Origin of the sequence: Pseudomonas sp. CFBP 13602 (genome assembly GCF_014842725.1) — a bacterium.
Classification (GTDB): domain Bacteria; phylum Pseudomonadota; class Gammaproteobacteria; order Pseudomonadales; family Pseudomonadaceae; genus Aquipseudomonas; species Aquipseudomonas baltica.
This window is the reverse complement of the sequence record NZ_JACYVT010000003.1, coordinates 182924-201277: the sequence shown is the minus strand read 5'-3', so window position 1 is coordinate 201277 and position 18354 is coordinate 182924. Positions and strand designations below refer to the sequence as shown.

The 18354-nt window shown below is 63.7% G+C and carries 19 protein-coding genes and 1 riboswitch; of the genes, 10 read left to right on the top strand and 9 right to left on the bottom strand.

The features are described from left to right. The first annotated feature begins 337 nt into the window (after positions 1-337). Entirely contained in the window at positions 338-817 is a 480-nt protein-coding gene (locus tag IFU31_RS07330) for a hypothetical protein (protein ID WP_122475206.1), read from the top strand. A 68-nt stretch (positions 818-885) separates the two neighbouring features. After that, positions 886-1167, top strand: a complete 282-nt coding sequence (locus tag IFU31_RS07325; RefSeq protein WP_122475204.1) for a PA4642 family protein — start codon at positions 886-888, stop codon at positions 1165-1167. Between the two features lie 274 nt (positions 1168-1441). Here IFU31_RS07325 and mqo read toward each other — a convergent pair whose 3' ends face one another. Beyond that, positions 1442-2953, bottom strand: a complete 1512-nt coding sequence (gene mqo, locus IFU31_RS07320; protein WP_122475203.1) for a malate dehydrogenase (quinone) — start codon at positions 2951-2953, stop codon at positions 1442-1444. 583 nt (positions 2954-3536) lie between these two features. Further along, a complete protein-coding gene (locus IFU31_RS07315; RefSeq protein ID WP_122475201.1) occupies positions 3537-3770 on the bottom strand; it encodes a hypothetical protein in 234 nt (77 codons plus the stop codon). A gap of 180 nt (positions 3771-3950) precedes the next feature. Here IFU31_RS07315 and IFU31_RS07310 point away from each other — a divergent pair, with 180 nt between their 5' ends. Then, positions 3951-4544, top strand: a complete 594-nt coding sequence (locus IFU31_RS07310) for a YajG family lipoprotein (protein ID WP_122475200.1) — start codon at positions 3951-3953, stop codon at positions 4542-4544. A 76-nt stretch (positions 4545-4620) separates the two neighbouring features. Here the strand turns inward: IFU31_RS07310 and IFU31_RS07305 are convergent, their stop codons facing one another. Together IFU31_RS07305 and IFU31_RS07300 are read right to left on the bottom strand one after the other, a co-directional pair. Beyond that, positions 4621-4827, bottom strand: a complete 207-nt coding sequence (locus tag IFU31_RS07305; protein WP_192054690.1) for a hypothetical protein — start codon at positions 4825-4827, stop codon at positions 4621-4623. Between the two features lie 121 nt (positions 4828-4948). After that, the gene (locus tag IFU31_RS07300; protein ID WP_185795018.1) at positions 4949-6115 is read right to left on the bottom strand and encodes a 1-acyl-sn-glycerol-3-phosphate acyltransferase; all 1167 of its coding nucleotides are present in this window, start codon (positions 6113-6115) and stop codon (positions 4949-4951) included. Positions 6116-6245: 130 nt separating this feature from the next. On the opposite strand from IFU31_RS07300, the gene IFU31_RS07295 reads away from it, so the two are divergent. From IFU31_RS07295 to IFU31_RS07280, 4 genes are all read left to right on the top strand, one after another. Further along, complete coding sequence (locus tag IFU31_RS07295) at positions 6246-6428, top strand: CPXCG motif-containing cysteine-rich protein (RefSeq protein ID WP_122475196.1); 183 nt, start codon at positions 6246-6248, stop codon at positions 6426-6428. Further along, positions 6428-6688, top strand: coding sequence for a putative signal transducing protein (locus tag IFU31_RS07290; RefSeq protein WP_122475195.1), 261 nt, complete (start codon positions 6428-6430; stop codon positions 6686-6688). The genes IFU31_RS07295 and IFU31_RS07290 overlap by 1 nt, the downstream gene beginning before the upstream one ends. A 22-nt stretch (positions 6689-6710) precedes the next feature. Further along, complete coding sequence (locus IFU31_RS07285; RefSeq protein WP_122475193.1) at positions 6711-7331, top strand: SOS response-associated peptidase; 621 nt, start codon at positions 6711-6713, stop codon at positions 7329-7331. Positions 7332-7767: 436 nt separating this feature from the next. Further along, positions 7768-8589: a M48 family metallopeptidase gene (locus IFU31_RS07280; RefSeq protein ID WP_192102619.1), complete on the top strand. Its 822-nt coding sequence runs from the start codon at positions 7768-7770 to the stop codon at positions 8587-8589. Between the two features lie 117 nt (positions 8590-8706). On the opposite strand, the gene IFU31_RS07275 is transcribed toward IFU31_RS07280, so the two are convergent. The 3 genes from IFU31_RS07275 to IFU31_RS07265 all read right to left on the bottom strand — a co-directional run bounded on the left by IFU31_RS07275 (position 8707) and on the right by IFU31_RS07265 (position 11545). Next, on the bottom strand, positions 8707-9291 hold the full coding sequence (locus IFU31_RS07275; RefSeq protein ID WP_122475190.1) for a TMEM165/GDT1 family protein: 585 nt from the start codon (positions 9289-9291) through the stop codon (positions 8707-8709). Positions 9292-9381: 90 nt separating this feature from the next. Beyond that, positions 9382-9499, bottom strand: a riboswitch (yybP-ykoY riboswitch). A gap of 42 nt (positions 9500-9541) precedes the next feature. Next, positions 9542-10537, bottom strand: a complete 996-nt coding sequence (locus tag IFU31_RS07270; RefSeq protein ID WP_192102618.1) for a class I SAM-dependent methyltransferase — start codon at positions 10535-10537, stop codon at positions 9542-9544. A 48-nt stretch (positions 10538-10585) separates the two neighbouring features. Further along, positions 10586-11545, bottom strand: coding sequence for a 2-hydroxyacid dehydrogenase (locus tag IFU31_RS07265; RefSeq protein ID WP_192058607.1), 960 nt, complete (start codon positions 11543-11545; stop codon positions 10586-10588). A 147-nt stretch (positions 11546-11692) separates the two neighbouring features. Between IFU31_RS07265 and IFU31_RS07260 the strand changes: the two genes are divergently transcribed. From IFU31_RS07260 to IFU31_RS07250, 3 genes are all read left to right on the top strand, one after another. Next, positions 11693-12322, top strand: a complete 630-nt coding sequence (locus IFU31_RS07260) for a LysE family translocator (protein WP_122475185.1) — start codon at positions 11693-11695, stop codon at positions 12320-12322. Positions 12323-12434: 112 nt separating this feature from the next. After that, positions 12435-14309: a DUF1302 domain-containing protein gene (locus IFU31_RS07255; protein ID WP_192102617.1), complete on the top strand. Its 1875-nt coding sequence runs from the start codon at positions 12435-12437 to the stop codon at positions 14307-14309. A gap of 144 nt (positions 14310-14453) precedes the next feature. Next, positions 14454-15152 carry an OmpA family protein gene (locus IFU31_RS07250; RefSeq protein WP_122475182.1) on the top strand — a complete coding sequence of 233 codons (699 nt, stop codon included), beginning with the start codon at positions 14454-14456 and terminating at the stop codon, positions 15150-15152. A gap of 55 nt (positions 15153-15207) precedes the next feature. Here IFU31_RS07250 and IFU31_RS07245 read toward each other — a convergent pair whose 3' ends face one another. Then, on the bottom strand, positions 15208-16086 hold the full coding sequence (locus tag IFU31_RS07245; protein WP_185795024.1) for an acyltransferase: 879 nt from the start codon (positions 16084-16086) through the stop codon (positions 15208-15210). A gap of 10 nt (positions 16087-16096) precedes the next feature. Beyond that, the gene (pta, locus tag IFU31_RS07240; RefSeq protein WP_122475178.1) at positions 16097-18193 is read right to left on the bottom strand and encodes a phosphate acetyltransferase; all 2097 of its coding nucleotides are present in this window, start codon (positions 18191-18193) and stop codon (positions 16097-16099) included. Positions 18194-18354 lie beyond the last annotated feature (161 nt).

Genomic DNA, 18354 nt, shown 5'->3' with positions numbered 1-18354 from the left:
GCGCCGCTGCTACAGGGGTTGCGGGCGCTGCCGGACGCGGCTTGCGCCGCTGCTACAGGGGTTGCGGGCGCTGCCGACGCGGCTTGCGCTGCTGCTACAGGGGTTGCGGGCGCTGCCGGACGCGGCTTGCGCCGCTGCTACAGGGATTGCGGGCGATGTCGGACGCGGCTTGCGCCGCTGCTACAGGGATTGCGGGCGCTGTCGGACGCGGCTTGCGCCGCTGCTACAGGGGTTGCGTCGTTCTTGTAGCAGCGGCGCGAGCCGCGTCCGGCCTCGCCGCAGACCCGCCCCCCTTGCAACATGCTAAAGTCCGCGGCTCTTCCACAAGGAGCCGCCCATGCGCCTGACCGTTGCCGCCATTGCCTTGCTGACCTGTCTGCCGCTGGCCGCAGCGCCTGTGCATGGGCTCGTACATGAACAGTTCCTGCCGCCCGATGAGCAGTCCCTGCGCGAAGGCGATCCGCAGCAGCAACTGGTGCAGGTGACCAGCTACTCGGTGGTCATGGGCAATCAGCGCCTTTCCAACCAGCAGCCCATACCGGTGACCGCGCCCATGCTGTTGCGCTTGAAGGGCAAGGCATTGAGCAAGGACGCGAAACTGGCCGAAGTGCTGATCACCTTCGATGGCGAGAGCAAAAGCCTGAAGCGGCCAGCCTTCGATGCGGCCACTGGCACCTTGGCCCTGACCTATCCGCTGAGCCAGTACCGGATCCTGCTCGACCTGCTGCGCAACGACACCGTCTACGTGCAGTTCCTCAGCTACCCCAATGGGCATGTCTGGGCCGATCTGCACACCGGCAGCCTACGCGCGCGTTGAGCCCATCGCCAAGCCGAGGGTAAACTGCCTGCCCCGTGAATGACCGTGATAGCGAGTTGGAGTCGGTAATGCGTAAAGACAAGAAGCAATTGATTGGCGACGAGATCGGCGATGAGCAGATCAAGCTGTTCCTGAATTTCGAGCCGGTCGATGCCACCTCGCCGTCGCTGCACAAGCTGATCAAGGCGTACCGTGGCCTGCGCGTCGATGATTTCGCACGCTTTCTGGTGTTCTTCAAGGAAGCCGGTTACGAGTTCGACGGCAAGGACGAACACGGCAACGATTTCATCACCTTGATTCGCGACCAGCGCAACGCCCAGGAATACATCGACCTGATCCAGCGAGCCTGAAACGACCCCTGTAGCAGCGGCGCAAGCCGCGTCGGCGGCACGCGCGGTGTGTCTGTAGAAACGCGGTGAGCCCGGACGCGGCTTGCACCGCTGCTACAAAGGCGGTGTGCACGGACGCGGCTTGCACCGCTGCTACAAGGGCGGTGCGCACGGACGCGGCTTGCACCGCTGCTACAAGGGCAATGTGCACGGACGCGGCTGGCACCGCTGCTACAAGAGCGATGCAATTCCCTGTAGCAGCGGCGCGAGCCGCGTCGGCGGTACGTGCGGTGTATCAGGCGTAATGCTGCACGCCGTCCGCTTTTTCCGCGAGCTCGAGCGCCACGTCGCTGTCATGGCTGACGCGACGGTAGGTTTCGGCATCGTTCGCCAGCACCTGTTCACGGGCAGGGAAGATCTCCGCCAGCTTGGTCGCCCACGCCTGTGATCGGGTCTGCTCGGGGAAGCAGCGTTCCAGCAGGTCGAGCATGATCGACACGGTCACCGAGGCACCTGGTGATGCACCGAGCAAGGCCGCCAGCGAACCGTCGGCGGCAGACACCAACTCGGTGCCGAATTGCAGCACGCCGCCTTTCTTCGGATCCTTCTTGATGATCTGCACGCGCTGGCCAGCCACCTCCAGGCGCCAATCCTCGGCCCGGGCCTGCGGGTAGAAGCGCCGTAGCGAATCCAGACGCTGCTCCATGGACTGACGCACTTCGCTCATCAGGTACTTGGTCAGGTCCATGTTGTCGCGGGCCACGGCCAGCATCGGGCCGATGTTCGCCGCGCGCACCGACAGCGGCAGGTCGAGGAACGAGCCGTGCTTGAGGAACTTGGTGGTAAAGCCGGCGTAAGGGCCGAACAGCAGCGACTTGTTGCCATCGACCACGCGAGTGTCCAGGTGGGGCACGGACATGGGCGGTGAGCCCACCGCCGCCTGGCTGTAGACCTTGGCCTGGTGCTGCTTGACCACCTCGGGATTGTCGCAGCGCAGCCACTGGCCGCTGACCGGGAAACCACCGAAGCCCTTGCCCTCTTCGATCCCGGACATCTGCAGCAGTGGCAAAGCAGCACCGCCTGCGCCGAGGAATACGAATTTGGCGTCGATCTCGCGGGTATTGCCGGTGTTGACGTCCTTGACGCTGACCGTCCAGCCAGTACCCTTGCGCGCCAGGCCGGTGACCTTCTTGCAGTACTTCACCTGCGCGCCGGGTGCGCTGGCCAGATGAGCCAGCAGCTTGTTGGTCAAGGCGCCGAAGTTGACGTCGGTACCGCCCATCACACGGGTGGCACTGATGTGCTGGTCGGCGGGACGCCCCGGCATCATCAGCGGCATCCACTCGGCCATCTTTGCCTTGTCTTCGGTGTATTCCATGTCGGCGAAGGCATGGTGGGCCTTGAGCATTTCATAGCGCTTCCTGAGGAAGGCCACACCCTTGTCACCCTCGACATAGCTCAGGTGCGGGACCGGGCTTATGAACGAACGTGCCGAGCCGAAGCTGCTCTTCCTGCTCAGGTAGGCCCAGAACTGCTTCGAGACCTCGAACTGAGTGTTGATCTGTACGGCTTTCTTGATGTCGATGGAGCCATCGGCGGCCTGCGGCGTGTAGTTGAGCTCACACAGGCCGGCATGGCCGGTCCCGGCGTTGTTCCACGGATTGGAGCTCTCCGCGGCACCGGAGTCCATGAGCTCGACGACTTCCAGCTTCAATGCCGGGTCGAGTTCCTTGAGCAGTACGGCCAAGGTGGCACTCATGATGCCGGCCCCTACCAATACCACGTCGACTGCTTCGTTTTGCGCCATTTAACGCGTCTCCAAAATCTTCAGCACCCATTGACAGCATGGGACCCCGGTACGTCTGTGCAGGCCTGGGTCGCCATGTCCGAATCTTCGCAACTGCATCGCTGAAATGGCCTGTGCCGACAAGTCTGCCGGGCATTGCCCATGAACTCACGTTCGGCCCGCCAACGCCATAGGACCATGGTTGATACGTGCGTTCAGCGAACTGGAGCCATCATGCGAAGCGTTCGATCCTTCCTCGTTGGGCTGTTCGGGACGCAGATAGTGCTGGTACAGATCCAAGACTTTTCATTTGCTCGCCACACTCTTGTGAAGTTGTGAAACCCGTTTATTTCACGCTCTTTTGGAGTCGTGAACCTCAAGAAGGCTGCTTGAAGGATCGGCAGCGGCAGGGTGGCACGAGCGAATGGAAACGCCAGCGCGTGACCTGCGTGGGCGGCTCTCTGTGGGCGGTGCGGAGGCCAAGACGAGTGTGTTGGCAGTGCTGCGAGGCCCGATCAGGAGACGTCCTTATAATCGGGGGAAGATTATAGCGATGAAACGCGGCGAGTTGATCGTTATTTACAGGCTTTTGGTGACCGGCCGGTCAAGCGTGCACGGCCCGAATCCCGCCAGCCCCCGTAGCACGGGAGCTGACGCGGGCATGGGCAGGCAATGGCTGGCCCAGCCATTGTGGGCGAATATCGCCAACCTCGACCCAACCCTCGCCGACGGGCGCCTGCTGGCACTGTTTGAATGCGCGGCACAGGCCCTGCTGGTCGAGCGCGACGTAGCAACGGTAGGGCTGGCTGGCGCTGAACAGAGACTTGAGAAAACCCATGAGCGATTCTCCGTGCGGTGGCGTGCGGTGGACTATAGACGCGATACTGCCCGCCGACGGTGACAGGCTGATGACACGGACCGCACCGCACTGGCCTGCACGCGTTTCATGGCTGGTCCATTGCCCGCAGGCCCCGCTATACTCGCGGCTTATCCACTGCCCGTTGCCGGAGAGATGCGCATGTTGCACCGCCTGTTGTTCGCTATGATCGCTGTGACCAGTCTGACGTTGGTCGGTTGTGCCAACAGCCCGCAACAACTCAGCCCTCAGCCGCGCCTGACCTCGCAGTTCGCCGCCGTTGGCCAGGGCCAGGCAGTGGCCGTGCGTGTGGTCGACGGTCGACCTTCGCCGACCCTGGGCACCCGTGGCGGCCTGTATCCGGAAACCAGCGCGGTCAGCGTTGCCGCCAACGACGTGCTGCCCAAGCTGCAGGCCCAGGCCGAAGCGGCCGTGCGCCTGCTCGGCTTCACGCCCACCGGCAACAACGGCAGCGCACCCACGTTGACCATCACCCTGGCCGAGCTCAAGTACCAGTCGCCCAAGGACAAGATGTACGTCACCGAGGCCAACATCGGCGCCACGTTCAAGGCCGACGTGACCAACGGTGGCCGCCACTACAGCGGCCGCTATGGCGCTTCCTTGAACCAGCGTTTCGGCATGGCGCCGAACCAGGAAACCAACACCAAGCTGGTCAGCGATGTGCTGAGCGATGCGCTGACGCGCGTGTTCAAGGACGCCACCATCGGCCAGACCCTGTCCCAGAGCAATTTCTGACAGCCTCTGCCAGCCATGAAAAAGCCCGCGATGTTCGCGGGCTTTTTCATGGGCCGGATTCGACTGCGTGCAGGCTTCAGGCCGCCTGCAGGTGGAAGTCGAGCACGCTGATGCCCGTGCCCAGGTCCAGATCGGGCCAGTCACCGTGCTGATGACCGCCTAAGGCGCAATACACCAGCCACTGTCGGTCCTGGACATTGAACGCCAGGGCGTCGATCAGGGCTTCCTGCTCGTCGCTGGCGGTAATGTGGTAGAGACGATCCTGGTTCAGGGCGTGCAGCATGACGGGCATCCGAAGCGTGTTGGGTGAGGGTGCAACACGATGCCTGTTTTGTATGAAGGGTGCATGAAGGGCGCATGACAGAACCATGACGGCCGCGTGGCACCCCATGCCCAGAGTGACCCTAGAGCGGCAGCCCTGCCTTGACGCGATACTGGTTGCGCACCGGTGTGGCGTATTGCACCACCAGGAACGGTCGTTGTTCCACCGGGCACTCGCGCAGCCGTCGCAGCCATTCGGCACGCGCCTTTTCCAGCTCGGCGGCCGGAAATACATCGGCTGCCACAGGCACCTGCAGCTCGGGATCGGCATCCGCCCACTGCGCGTAGGCCAGGTAGTGCACCGGGAACAGGCGATAGCCGCCCAGGATCTGCCGATCGATCTCCATGGCCAGCTGCTTGGTGTCTTCGAACGACTCGGTGATGGGCGAGGCAAAGTTGATGTGCACGCGGCCCTTGTAGCCGGTAATGCCCTGGGCAATGCTGACGTCGTCTTCGCCAGGTGCCTTGTTGTAGGCGCCCTTGGTTGCACGGATGTACAGCTCGCGCGCCTTGGCCTGATCGCAGGGGTCGTATTCGTAGCTGATCGACACCGGCGTCAGGTTCAGCGCCTTGATGGTTTCGCCGAAAGGCTCGTCCTTGCGGCTCATGTGAAACATCTTGAGGATCGCCGAGTCGGTGCGGTCGTCGCCGTCCTTGGCGCGGCCTTCGGCCTGGGCAATCCAGATAGAGGCGCAGTCGTGGCGGATCGAGTGGTTGATGTAGGCCGAGAGCAGCTGGTAGGACGCCAGCTTTTCACGCCGCCCAACCAGCGAGCGATGAACGATGAAGCTTTTGTTCAGGCGCATCAGGTCGCTGACGAAAGGCTTCTGCAGCAGATTGTCGCCGATGGCAATACGCGGCGTCGGCAGGCCTGCGTGGTACACGGCGTAGTTGACGAACGCCGGGTCCATGACGATATCGCGATGGTTGGCCAGGAACAGGTACGCACTGCCGGACTTGAACTGCTCGACACCGGTGTAGGTCACACCGTCGGTGGCGCGGTCGATGGTGTGGTCGACGTAGAACTCGACCTTGTCCTGCAGGGTGGCGACGTTGTTGACATCCTTGAACTCGCGGCGCAGGCGCCGTGCGATCAACGGCTTGAGCAACCAGCCAAAGGTCTTGGCCTGACGCGGGAAGCGGAAGTGGGTGAGGATATCCAGAAATGCCGGGTCGCTGAGCAGCCGTGCCAGAACGGCAGGTACTTCGGCGTCGTCGTACGGTCGGATGGCATCGAATTCGCCCATCATGCTCTCTTGTTGGAAACGGCTAAGGTAAAGGTACAGGCGCAAGGTTGTGGGCAAAGGGTAGGGGCCCATGTAGCCAACGGCCTGCAAACAGAGTGGCGATTATACGCACAAGTGAGCCGTGGAGGCCGCGATGCTGGAAACCCAAGATTACGATTGCCCCTATTGCGGAGAACCGGCCGAAGCGGTACTCGACCTGTCGGGTGGCGATCAGCACTATATAGAAGACTGCCCGGTGTGCTGCCGCCCCATTGTGTTCGCGTTGCACACCGACGGCGAGCAATGGTCGCTGCACGTGCGCAGCGAGAACGAGTGATGCAGCGCATCTACGAGCCTGCAAGCCTGCTCGAAGCGCAGATGCTTTTGGGCATGCTGGAGAACGAAGGAGTGGGTGTGCATCTGGCTGGCCGGGATCTGGTTGGCGGCATGGGCGACCTGCCCGCGATGGGCCTGCTGGGTTTGCTGGTGGCCGACGAGCAGGCCGATTACGCACGGCAGCTGATCGGTGAGTACAATGCCGCGCTGCCCATGTCGGGCGACGAGCCCGACAGTTTCCCCGGGGTTCTGCTGTGCTAGACCCCTCAAGAGTTTTTGCCTGATGTGTGGACGTTTTGCCTTGTTTCGCTGGTCACCCGGTTTCGCCGCACAGGAGGGCTTTCCCGAAGGCCAGCAGGCGCAGTGGAATATTTCCCCGGGTGATTCGGTGCTGATCCAGCGTCGGGAGGGAGAACGCTCGACCCTGGCCAAGGCTCGTTGGGGGCTGACCCCGCCGTGGCTGACAGATCTGTCGCGAACCCCCGCCCATGCGCGTGCCGAGACGGTGGCCGAGCAGCCGATGTTTCGCGAGGCCTTGCGTCTGCGGCGTTGCCTGATTCCGGCCAACGGCTTCTACGAGTGGCGGGGCAATGTGCGCAAGCGGCCTTTCTGGCTGACGCCAGGGGAGGGTTCATCATTGTTTTTCGCGGGTATCTGGGAAGCCTATCCGGTGCAGGAGCAAGTCTGGTTGAGCACTGCAGTGGTGACTCAGCCGGCCATGAGCCAGCGCCGGCCGTTGATCCTCGATGCCGCCGGGCAGGCAGCCTGGCTGGACCCAGCAACGCCTCTGGCTGCCCTGCAGTCGCTGCTCGCCGCGCCCCAGGCCGCCCTGCGCGAGCGTCCGCTGGCCAATCTGGTCAACGACCCCAAACTCAATGCCCCGGAGTGCCTGACCCCGGCGTGAGTCTTTGCACAGACCACGTCGCCTGTTCGCGGCCACGGACCGCTCCTACGGGTTCGCGCGGAGCAACTGTACCGACCGCGTCGCCTGTTCGCGGCCACGGACCGCTCCTACGGGCGCGCGCGGTGCAACTGTACCGACCGCGTCGCCTGTTCGCGGCCACGGACCGCTCCTACGGGTTCGCGCGGAGCAACTGTACCGACCGCGTCGCCTGTTCGCGGCCACGGACCGCTCCTACGGGTTCGCGCGGTGCAACTGTACCGACCGCGTCGCCTGTTCGCGGCCACGGACCGTTCCTACGGGTTCGCGCGGTGCAGCTGTAGGAGCGGTCCGTGGCCCCGAAACGGGCACCGCGGTGCATCGGGCGGAGTGCTTGCGCAGGTGTCGTGTCCGATACTCACCGTGTAGGATACCCGCCAGGTTTCCCAGGAGAGTCCCAATGGGCAAGTTCTTCATTCCGGCCACCTTGGCCGTCAGCCTTCTGCTGGCCGGTTGTCAGGCCGTCAACACCACCAGCTCGGGCGCTGTGGGTGTGGAGCGCAAGCAATACATGTTCAGCATGCTGTCCACCGATGAGGTGAACAAGATGTACGCCCAGTCCTACCAGCAGACCTTGACCGAAGCCAGTGGCAAGGGCGTGCTCGACAAGACCAGCGCCGAAGCCAAGCGCGTCCAGGCGATCGCCGATCGGCTGATCGCCCAGGCGCCCAAGCTGCGCCCGGATTCGGCACAGTGGCAATGGGAAGTGAACCTGATCAAGAGCGACGAGCTCAACGCCAACTGCGGTCCCGGCGGCAAGATCATCTTCTACACCGGCTTGATCGACAAACTGAAACTCACCGACGACGAGATCGCAGCCGTGATGGGCCATGAAATCGCGCATGCCTTGCGTGAGCACGGCCGCGAGTCGATGTCCAAGGCCTACGGCATCCAGATGGCACGCAACGGGGCAGGGGCGCTGCTGGGGCTGGGCGAAGACAGCCTGAAGCTGGCCGATACCGTGGTCAACTACAGCCTGACCTTGCCCAACAGCCGCAGCAACGAGAACGAAGCCGACCTGTTCGGGCTGGAGCTGGCGGCGCGTGCAGGGTACGACCCCAATGCCGCCATCACCCTGTGGAACAAGATGACGGCAGCAGCAGGCAGCAATTCGCCACCGGAATTCATGAGCACACACCCGGCTTCAGCCAGCCGGATATCGTCACTGCAGGCGGCCATTCCCAAAGTCATGCCGTTGTACGAGCAGGCGAAGAAATCCTGACGGACCGCGGCGCCTGATTCGCGGGCAGAGACCCGCTCCCACAGGGGACTTCCCATACAAGAATCCCCTGTAGGAGCGGTCAGCGGCCGCGAAAGCCGCGCCGCCGCTCCCAGCACCTTACACCCAGCCGCTGACCTTCATCGCCTGATACACCGCAACGAACGCCAGAATGAAAAACGCCCCCGAGGCCAGCCGGCGGATCAGCGTCAGCGGCAGCTTGTCGGCGGCAAAATTGCCCGCCAGTACCACCGGTACATTGGCAATCAACATGCCCAGCGTGGTGCCGATGATGACCATCAGCAAGTGCGGGTACTGCGCAGCCAGCATCACCGTCGCGACCTGGGTCTTGTCGCCGATCTCGGCAATGAAAAACGCGATCAGCGTGGTCATGAACGGCCCGTAGCGCCGCGCGGTGTTGGCTTCGTCGTCGTCGATCTTGTCCGGTATCAGGGTCCACAGAGCGGTCGCGGCGAAGCTTGCCGCCAGGATCCAGTGCAGGGCGGCGTCGGAGAAGAAGCCGCTGAACCAGGCGCCTACTGCACCTGCCGCCGCATGGTTGGCCAGGGTTGCGGCGACGATGCCGGCGATGATCGGCCAGGGCTTGCGAAAGCGTGCCGCAAGGATCAGCGCGAGCAACTGGGTCTTGTCGCCAATTTCGGCCAAGGCCACCAGCCCGGTAGGGACAAGCAGGGATTCCAACATCAGGAGCGTTCCTATGGGGGCGGGTCGACACGGCTATGACACGAACAGCCTCCCCGCCCCGGGTAAGGTGTGCGTGTCATAGGTCTTGTCAAACCCGGGCCGTCTGTGCGGCCGCTGGGTCGCACGCGCCATGGCCTGAGGGCCAAGTATGTTGACGCGTGCCATGCGAGCTGGCGCTCGCGGGAGACTACTCCCCTAGGACGGTGCGGATTCTGCCTAGGCAATCACGATAGGGCAAGCGAAGATTTGGCTATTTGATGGCACGATAGACCTTGAAGCCGCGCGCCTCGGACAGCGTCTGGCAGCGCCCGAAAGCGCCCTCGATCAGCGGTTGATAACGCAGGAAACTATTGGCAACCAAGCGAAGTTCGCCGCCTTTTTTCAGATGTTGGCTGGATTTTTCCAGCAGATTCTCTGCGGCGTGGTAACTGGTGTGCACCCCGGCATGGAACGGCGGATTGCTGATGATGGCATCCAGATGCAGTGGCGCGGCGTCGATACCGTCACCGGTAATGACATCGGCATCCAGCCCGTTGGCCGCCAGGGTCAGACGGCTGCTGGCGGTGGCGAAGGCATCGACATCGAGCAAGGTCAGCTGGTTGTCCGGGTAGCGCCGCTTGAGACTGGCGCCGACCACGCCGGCGCCGCAGCCGAAGTCCAGCAGATGGCCGCGAGGAAGGCCACCGATGTGATCGAGCAGCAGTTCGGTACCACGGTCCAGCCGACCATGGCTGAATACCCCCGGCAGGCTGATCACGGTCAACGGCTCACCGGCGATCTCCAGCTCATAGCGCTGCGCCAGGCTTTCCAGGTCCACGGCCGCTGGTGCCTGGTCGACAGTCACCTGCCACAGCTGGCAATGCCGTGCGCTGTCCAGCTTGCGCGGCTTGCCGAAGGCATGCAGCAGCTTCGCCGCGCCCTCGATGCCGCCACGCTTCTCGCCTACCAGGTACAGCTCACGCCCCTGCAACCGAGCGGCCAGGGCATTGAGCAGGTAGCTGGTCAGGTCGCGGGACTTGGGCAGGAACAACACCGCGCCATCGAACGGCGTCTCGGGGACGTTGACGCCGAAATGGCTGCGACCCTCGAAGCGCGCGTCCAGCGCTGCCTGGTCGCCGGCATGCCAGCACCAGCCGGCGGCGTTCGGCAACTGGCCGAAGAGGTCGTCGGCAGGCAGCCCGGCCAGCAGCAGTTGACCTTGAAACAAGTTGGCCTGACGAAGCAGCACTTCACTGCGCGGGTCCATGGGAGGGCTCCTGGCAAAAGCGCGGATTCTAGCAGACCAGGGCCGGTTTCAGACGCTGCGGATGGGCTGGCCAGCGAAGAAGGCCGTGGCATTTTCCGCCAGTTGGCCAATGATGCGCTGGCGCGCCTCGACACTGCCCCAGGCACTGTGCGGGGTAATGATCAGGCGTGGGATGTCGTCGGCCAACAGGGGGTTGCCGTCTACCGGTGGCTCGACGCTGAGCACGTCGGTGGCCGCACCGCCCAGGTGGCCACGACGCAAGGCATCGGCCAGGGCCTGCTCGTCGATGATGCCGCCGCGCGCGGTGTTGACCACGAAGGCGCTGGGCTTGAGCAGCGCCAGTTCGGGTGCGCCGATCATGTGTCGGGTGTGCTCGTTGAGCGGGCAGTGCAGGGTCAGCGCGTCGATCTGCGGCAGCAGTTCATGCAGCGGCAGGCGATCTGCGCGTGCCGGGCGGCCGGGAATCTGCCCCGACAGCACGCGCATGCCGAAGGCTTCGGCCAGCCTGGCAACCGCGCCGCCCAGCTCGCCATGGCCCAGCAGGCCGAGGGTCTTGCCCTCCAGTTCGACGATGGGGAAATCCAGCAGGCAGAACTGCTTGGCTTGCTGCCATTTGCCGGCTGCGATGGCGCGCTGATAGTCGGGCAGTCGGGTCGCCAGGGCGAGCAACAGCATCAAGGTGTGCTGGGCCACCGATGGGGTGCCGTAGCCCTGGCAGTTGCACACGGTGATACCCAGTTTGCGCGCGGCCGCAAGGTCGACGTTGTTGGTGCCCGTGGCCGACACCAGTACCAGCTTGAGGTCCGGGCAGGCCTGCAGGGTCGCGGCATCCAGAGCGATCTTGTTGCTGATGACCACGTTCAGGCCGCGCAGGCGCTCGGGCAGTTGCGCAGGCGTCGTGCTGGGGTAGAACTGCAGGTCTTCGAAGCAGGCCTTGAGCGCGGCAGGGTCCAGGTCACCCAGGTCCAGGGAGCTGTAGTCGAGGAAGGCGGCACGGGTAGCGGGCATGGGTGAACCTCTTGAAGGGGATGTGGATGTTCTACCATAGCTGCTGGATGAAAATCTTGTGGCCCTGGCCTGCTGACCTGAGGTAGCGTCCGGGGCTGTTTTTTGCAATCACCGTGTTTGCATCTGCCGCGCCTGGAGCCTGCCGTCATGTACTGGACCGAATTTCTCACCGTTGCCTTCATCCACTTGCTGGCGGTGGCCAGCCCGGGTCCGGATTTTGCGGTGGTGGTGCGCGAAAGCGTCAGCCACGGACGCCGGGCCGGTCTGTGGACCGCGCTGGGGGTGGGCACGGCGATCTTCGTCCACGTGGGCTATTCACTGCTGGGGATCGGCCTGATCGTGTCCCAGTCCATCGTGCTGTTCAATGTGCTGAAGTGGGCCGCTGCGGCGTACCTGCTCTACATCGGTTTCAAGGCCCTGCGCGCCAAGCCGGCCGCGGTCGACGTGCAGGCCAGCAGCGCGGCGCCGGTCCAGCGCACGCCCAAGGGCGCGTATGTGGCCGGGTTCATGACCAATGGCCTGAACCCCAAGGCCACCTTGTTCTTTCTTTCCCTGTTTACCGTGGTCATCAGTCCGCACACGCCGCTGCCGGTGCAGGCCGGTTACGGCGTGTACCTGGCGCTGGCCACGGCGCTGTGGTTCTGCCTGGTCGCCATGCTGTTCAGCCAGCGCCGGGTGCGCGAAGGCTTCGCGCGCATGGGCCATTGGTTCGACCGCGCCATGGGCGTGGTGCTGGTGGCGCTGGGTGTGAAGATCGCCCTCAGTGAAATACGCTGAAACCTGCCGCGCGCTGGCGTCGGATAACGCTTCTGGCTGGCTATAATGGCGGCGCAGTGCCCCTTGCCAGCACCCTAACGAACAGAGAACAGCGGAACATGGATCAGCGTCGATGAACTCAGTACACCTGTCCTGTCGCCGGGCCAGATTACCCCTGGCAGTTGGTCTGGCGACGCTTGCCGGGCCGGCGCTTGCCGTCAGCTTCAACATCGGCGAAATCGAGGGTCAGTTCGATACCGCGCTGTCGGTCGGCGCCAGCTGGTCCACGGCCGGGGCGAACCGCAACCTGATCGGCGTCAACAATGGTGGCTCGGGCCTGTCGCAGACCGCCGACGACGGTCGCTTGAACTTCAAAAAGGGCGAAACCTTTTCAAAGGTCTTCAAGGGGCTGCACGACCTGGAACTGAAATACGGCGACAGCGGCGTCTTCATTCGCGGCAAGTACTGGTACGACTTCGAACTCAAGGACGAAGGCCGTCCCTTCAAGGACATCAGCGACGTCCACCGCAAGGAGGCCGGGCAGTCCTCCGGCGCGCAGCTTCTCGACGCGTTCGTCTACCACAACTATGCCCTCGCCGATCAGCCAGGCGGCGTTCGCCTGGGCAAGCAGGTGGTCAGTTGGGGCGAGAGCACCTTCATCCAGAATGGCATCAATGCCCTCAACCCGATCGACGTCTCGGCCTTGCGCCGACCCGGTGCCGAGATCAAGGAAGGGCTGGTCCCGGTCAACCTGTTCTACGTCTCGCAGAGCCTGACCGACAACCTCTCGGCCGAGGCCTTCTACCAGCTCGAATGGGACCAGACGGTGGCTGACAACTGCGGCACGTTCTTCGCCCGGGCAGACGTTGCCGCCGATGGATGCAGTGACAATCTGCGCCTGCTGAGCAAGCGCTCGGGCCTGCCTGCCGCTGATCTTCCAGCGCTTGCCGCTGCCGGTGTGAATGTCAACGAAGAGGGGGTGCTGGTGCGCCGCGGTGCGGACCGCGATGCGCGCGACAGTGGCCAGTTCGGCGTGGCGCTGCACTACAACTACGACCCTTTGGACACCGAGTTCGGTGCCTACTTCATGAATTACCACAGCCGCCTGCCGCTGTTCAACGCCACCGGCGCATCGACCGCGACCTATGCATCAGCGTCGCGCGCCGGGGCTTTGGCGCCGTTGCTGGTGGCCGGCAATTCCAGCTACTTCTACGACTACCCCGAAGACATTCGTCTTTACGGGCTGAGCTTTTCCACCACGCTGCCTACCGGCACTGCCTGGAGTGGCGAAGTCAGCTACCGGCCCAATGCACCGGTGCAGCTCAACACCACCGACATTCTCTATGCCGGTGTGCGCCCGCTGGGCGGCACCTACAGCAATGCGTCGCTGCTCGACGGCACGCCCGGCCAGGACTTGAAGGGCTACCGCCGCAAGGAAATCACCCAGCTGCAGACCACCCTGACGCATTTCTTCGATCAGGTCATGGGCGCAGATCGGTTGACCGTGGTGGGCGAGGTGGGCGTTACCCATGTCGGTGGCCTGGAGAGCAGTTCGCGCAGGCGCTACGGTCGCGACGCGGTGCATGGTCCCGGTGCGTTGCCCGCCACCAATGGCCTGGACACCTGCGCAACGCTCCTCAACACCGGTACCCTGGCCGCTGCAGGTCCCGGTGCCTCGACCCGTAATCTGTCGCGCAACTGCACCGATGGCGGCTTCACCACCAGCACTTCATGGGGCTATCGCGCGCGCGCCATCTGGGACTACAACAGTGTGCTCCCTGGGATCGACCTGCGCCCCAGCGTGGCGTGGTCGCACGATGTGTCCGGCTATTCGCCAAGCCCCGGCGGCAATTTCGAGGAAGGTCGCAAGGCGGTCAGCCTCGGGCTCGACGCCGAGTACCAGAACACCTACACGGCGAGCCTGTCGTACACCAACTTCTTCGACGGCAAGTACACCACGGTGGATGACCGCGACTTCGTCGAACTCAGCTTCGGCGTGCATTTTTAAGCGGCACTGTGCAAGCCGCTGGCGTCGAGCCTGGTCGGCCCGGTCTGGGGAATCTTTCCCGGGTTTTGCCGTCCAAAGCAGTCAGAGGTCCATGACCCGCCGCATTCTGTTTTGCAGATTTCCGCCTTGTAGTAGGAGTTGCCCATGTTTACCTCGCGTCGCTTGATCACTGCCGCCGCTGCCATCGCCCTGTTGTCCGGGTGCGCGTCGCAGAATCCGTATGAAAACCAGGGCCAGGCCCAGGGTTCGTCGGGCATCAGCAAGACCGCCAAGTATGGCGGGCTGGGTGCACTGGCCGGTGCCGTGGCCGGTGCCGCCATCGACCACAACAACCGCGGCAAGGGTGCCTTGATCGGCGCTGCCGTGGCGGGTGCCGCTTCGGCAGGCTATGGCTACTACGCCGACCGCCAGGAAGCCGCGCTGCGTGAAAGCATGGCCAACACCGGGGTCGAAGTGCAGCGCCAGGGCGATCAGATCAAACTGATCATGCCGGGCAACATCACCTTCGCCACCGACTCGTCGAACATCTCCAGCAGCTTCTACTCGCCATTGAACAACCTGGGCAATTCGTTCAAGCAGTTCAACGAGAACAACATCGAGATCGTCGGCTACACCGACAGCACCGGCAGCCGCCAGCACAACATGGACCTGTCGCTGCAACGCGCCCAGGCGGTCAGCAACTACCTGACCTCACAGGGTGTCGATGGCTCGCGCCTGTCGGTCCGCGGCGCAGGTCCCGACCAGCCGATCGCCAGCAATGCCGACGCCAACGGCCGCGCCCAGAACCGCCGTGTCGAAGTCAACCTCAAGCCGATTCCAGGCCAGCAATACCCGCAGCAGTAATCACTGCTTCGGCCATGAAAAATCCCGCTCTGGCAGCGGGATTTTTCATGGGTGATCAGTGTGTCTCGAGTCGCTCGAGCGTCGCGTCCTTCTGCGTCCACAGCGCGTTGACCCATGCCTGAAAACGAGCCCGGTACTCGTCGTCCTGATCGTAGCTGTGACCGATGAATTGCGCCGGAATCGGCAGCTCTTCGAACAGCACATGGATCTCGCCTACCCGACCGCACAGTAGATCCCAGAACCCGGGGGCGCCCTTGGGATAGAACACCGTCACGTCGACCATCGACTGCAGTTGCTCGCCCATGGCATCGAGCACGAAAGCAATGCCACCGGCCTTGGGCTTGAGCAGATGGCGAAACGGTGATGCCTGGGCCGCGTGCTTGGCCGGGGTGAAGCGCGTGCCTTCGGCGAAGTTGAAGATGGCGGTCGGCTTGCCGCGAAACTTGGCGCAGGCGCGGCGCGTCGTGAGCAGGTCTTCGCCTTTCTTTTCCGGATGCCTGGCCAGATAGGCCTTGGAGTAGCGTTTCATGAACGGGAAGCCGAGCGCCCACCAGGCCAGGCCAATGACCGGCACCCAGATGAGCTCGCGCTTGAGGAAGAACTTCAGCGGGCGAATGCGCCGGTTCAGCACGTATTGCAGCACCAGGATATCGACCCAGCTCTGGTGGTTGCTGGTCACCAGGTAGGAGTGCTGGTAGTCCAGGCCTTGCAAGCCCTCGACTTTCCAGCCGATACCGCCGAGCAGGTTCATCCAGGCCTTGTTGTTGCTGATCCAGGCTTCGTGGATGTGGCGCATCAGTTCGTCGGTCACACGCTGCGCCGCCGCGAACGGCAGGCACAGCTTGATCAGGCTGACGATGAACAGCGGCGTGCAGCAAACGAGGGTGTTCAGCGCCAGCAGCAGCGCGGCGCACAGGCCGGTAAGCGTTTTCAAGAGAAGGGTCCTAGAGGTCGATGGTGCGGTTGGCCTGGATGGCAGTCAGGGCAATGGTGTAGACGATGTCATCGACTTGAGCGCCACGCGGCAGGTCGTTGACCGGTTTGCGCAGTCCTTGCAGCATCGGCCCCAGGCTCACGCAATCGGCGCTGCGCTGGACCGCTTTGTACGTGGTGTTGCCGGTGTTCAGGTCGGGAAACACGAACACCGTCGCGCGACCGGCGACCCGGCTGTCCGGGGCCAGTTGGCGCGCCACGTTTTCATTGGCGGCCGCGTCGTATTGCAGCGGGCCGTCGATCAGCAGATCGCGCTGGATCTCCTGGGCCAACTGGGTGGCCTCACGCACCTTCTCGACTTCTTCGCCACTGGCCGAGTTGCCACTCGAATAGCTGATCATCGCCACTCGCGCGGCAATGCCGAAGGCTTCGGCGGAGTCGGCGCTCTGCAGGGCGATCTCTGCCAGTTCCGCAGCGCTGGGGTGCGGGTTCATCACGCAGTCGCCATACACCAGCACCTGATCGGGGAACAGCATGAAGAACACCGAGGACACCAGGCTGCAGCCGGGCGCGGTCTTGATCAACTGCAGGGCCGGGCGGATGGTGTTGGCAGTGGAGTGGACGATGCCCGACACCAGGCCATCCACTTCATCCAGGGCCAGCATCATGGTGCCGATCACCACGTTGTCTTCCAACTGCTGCTCGGCCATGGGCGCGTTCAGGCTTTTGCTCTTGCGCAGGGCAACCATCGGCTCCACGTAGCGACCGCGGATCAGGTCGGGGTCGAGTATCTCGAGCCCTTCGGGCAGTGCGATGCCGTGGGCGCTGGCGACCGCCTGCACCTCGTCTGGCTTGGCCAGCAGCACACAGCGTGCAATGCCGCGCGTCTGGCAGATGGCGGCCGCCTGGATGGTCAGGGGGTCGTGACCTTCGGGCAGCACGATGCGCTTGTCGGCCTGTTGCGCGCGTTGGATCAGCTGATAGCGGAATACCGCCGGTGACAGGCGCAGTTCGCGCGGGGTACCACAGCGCTGGTGCAACCATTGGGCATCCAGATGGCCAGCGACGAAATCGGTGATGATCTCCGCGCGCTCGCGGTCATCAATGGGGATTTCCTTGTTCAGCTGGTTCAGGCGCGTGGCGGTGTCATAGGATCCCGTGCTCACCGACAGCACCGGCAGGCCGGCCTGCAAGGCGCCCCGACACAGCTCGAGAATGCGCGGGTCGGGCAGGGTGTCGCTGGTCAGCAGCAGCCCGGCCAGGGGCATGCCGTTCATGGCGGCCAGGCTCACTGCCAGAATGATGTCGTCACGGTCGCCTGGGGTGACCACCAGAACCCCCGGTTTGAGCAGCTGCACGGTATTGAGCACCGTGCGCGCGCAGATGATGATCTTGTTCATGCGCCGCTGCTCGTAGTCACCGGCGTTGATCACCTGGGCGCCGAGCAGCTCGGCCACGTCGCGCGTGCGCGGGGCGTTGAGGTCGGCCTGATAGGGAATGCAGCCGAGCAGGCGAAAATCGCCGCCACGCAGCAGGGGCGAGTGTTCCTTGAGACGGGCGGCGAAGACGTCCATGCCTTCATCGGTGCGGACCTTGTTGAGGATGACGCCCAGCACCTTGGGATCACGCGGGCCCCCGAACAGTTGCGCCTGCAACTCGACCCGGCCGGAAAGCTCGGCGAGCACTTCGTTCTCGGCACTCGACACCAGAATCACGTCGGCATCCAGGCTTTTCGCCAGGTGCTGGTTGACCCTGGCGGCATAGCTGGCGTGGCGGGTGGGCACCATGCCTTCGACGATGACCACGTCGTTGCCGACGCAGGCCTGCTGATACAGCGTCAGGATCTCTTCGAGCAACTCGTCGAGCTGGCCATCGCCCAGCATGCGTTCCACATGGGCCAGGCCCAGGGGCTTGGGTGGTTGCAGGCCATGGGTACGGGCCACCAGTTCGGTCGAGCGCTCCGGGCCCTGATCGCCGGGGTGTGGCTGGGCAATGGGCTTGAGGAAGCCGACCTTCAGGCCGGCGCGTTCCAGGGTGCGCACCAGCCCCAGGCTGATGGAGGTCAGGCCGACGCCAAAATCGGTCGGCGCGATGAAAAATGTTTGCATGCGAGCTTCTCGGGTGAGCTTCGGGCTGCACGCTACAAGCATCACGCCACAGCCCGCAAGTAGAAACGAATCGCGCCGTGGGCAGTCATAACCTCAAGATGCGTGCAGCAGGCCTAAAGGCCGCGCGCATTGTGTCCGGTCGACCACTGGCCGAGTGGGTT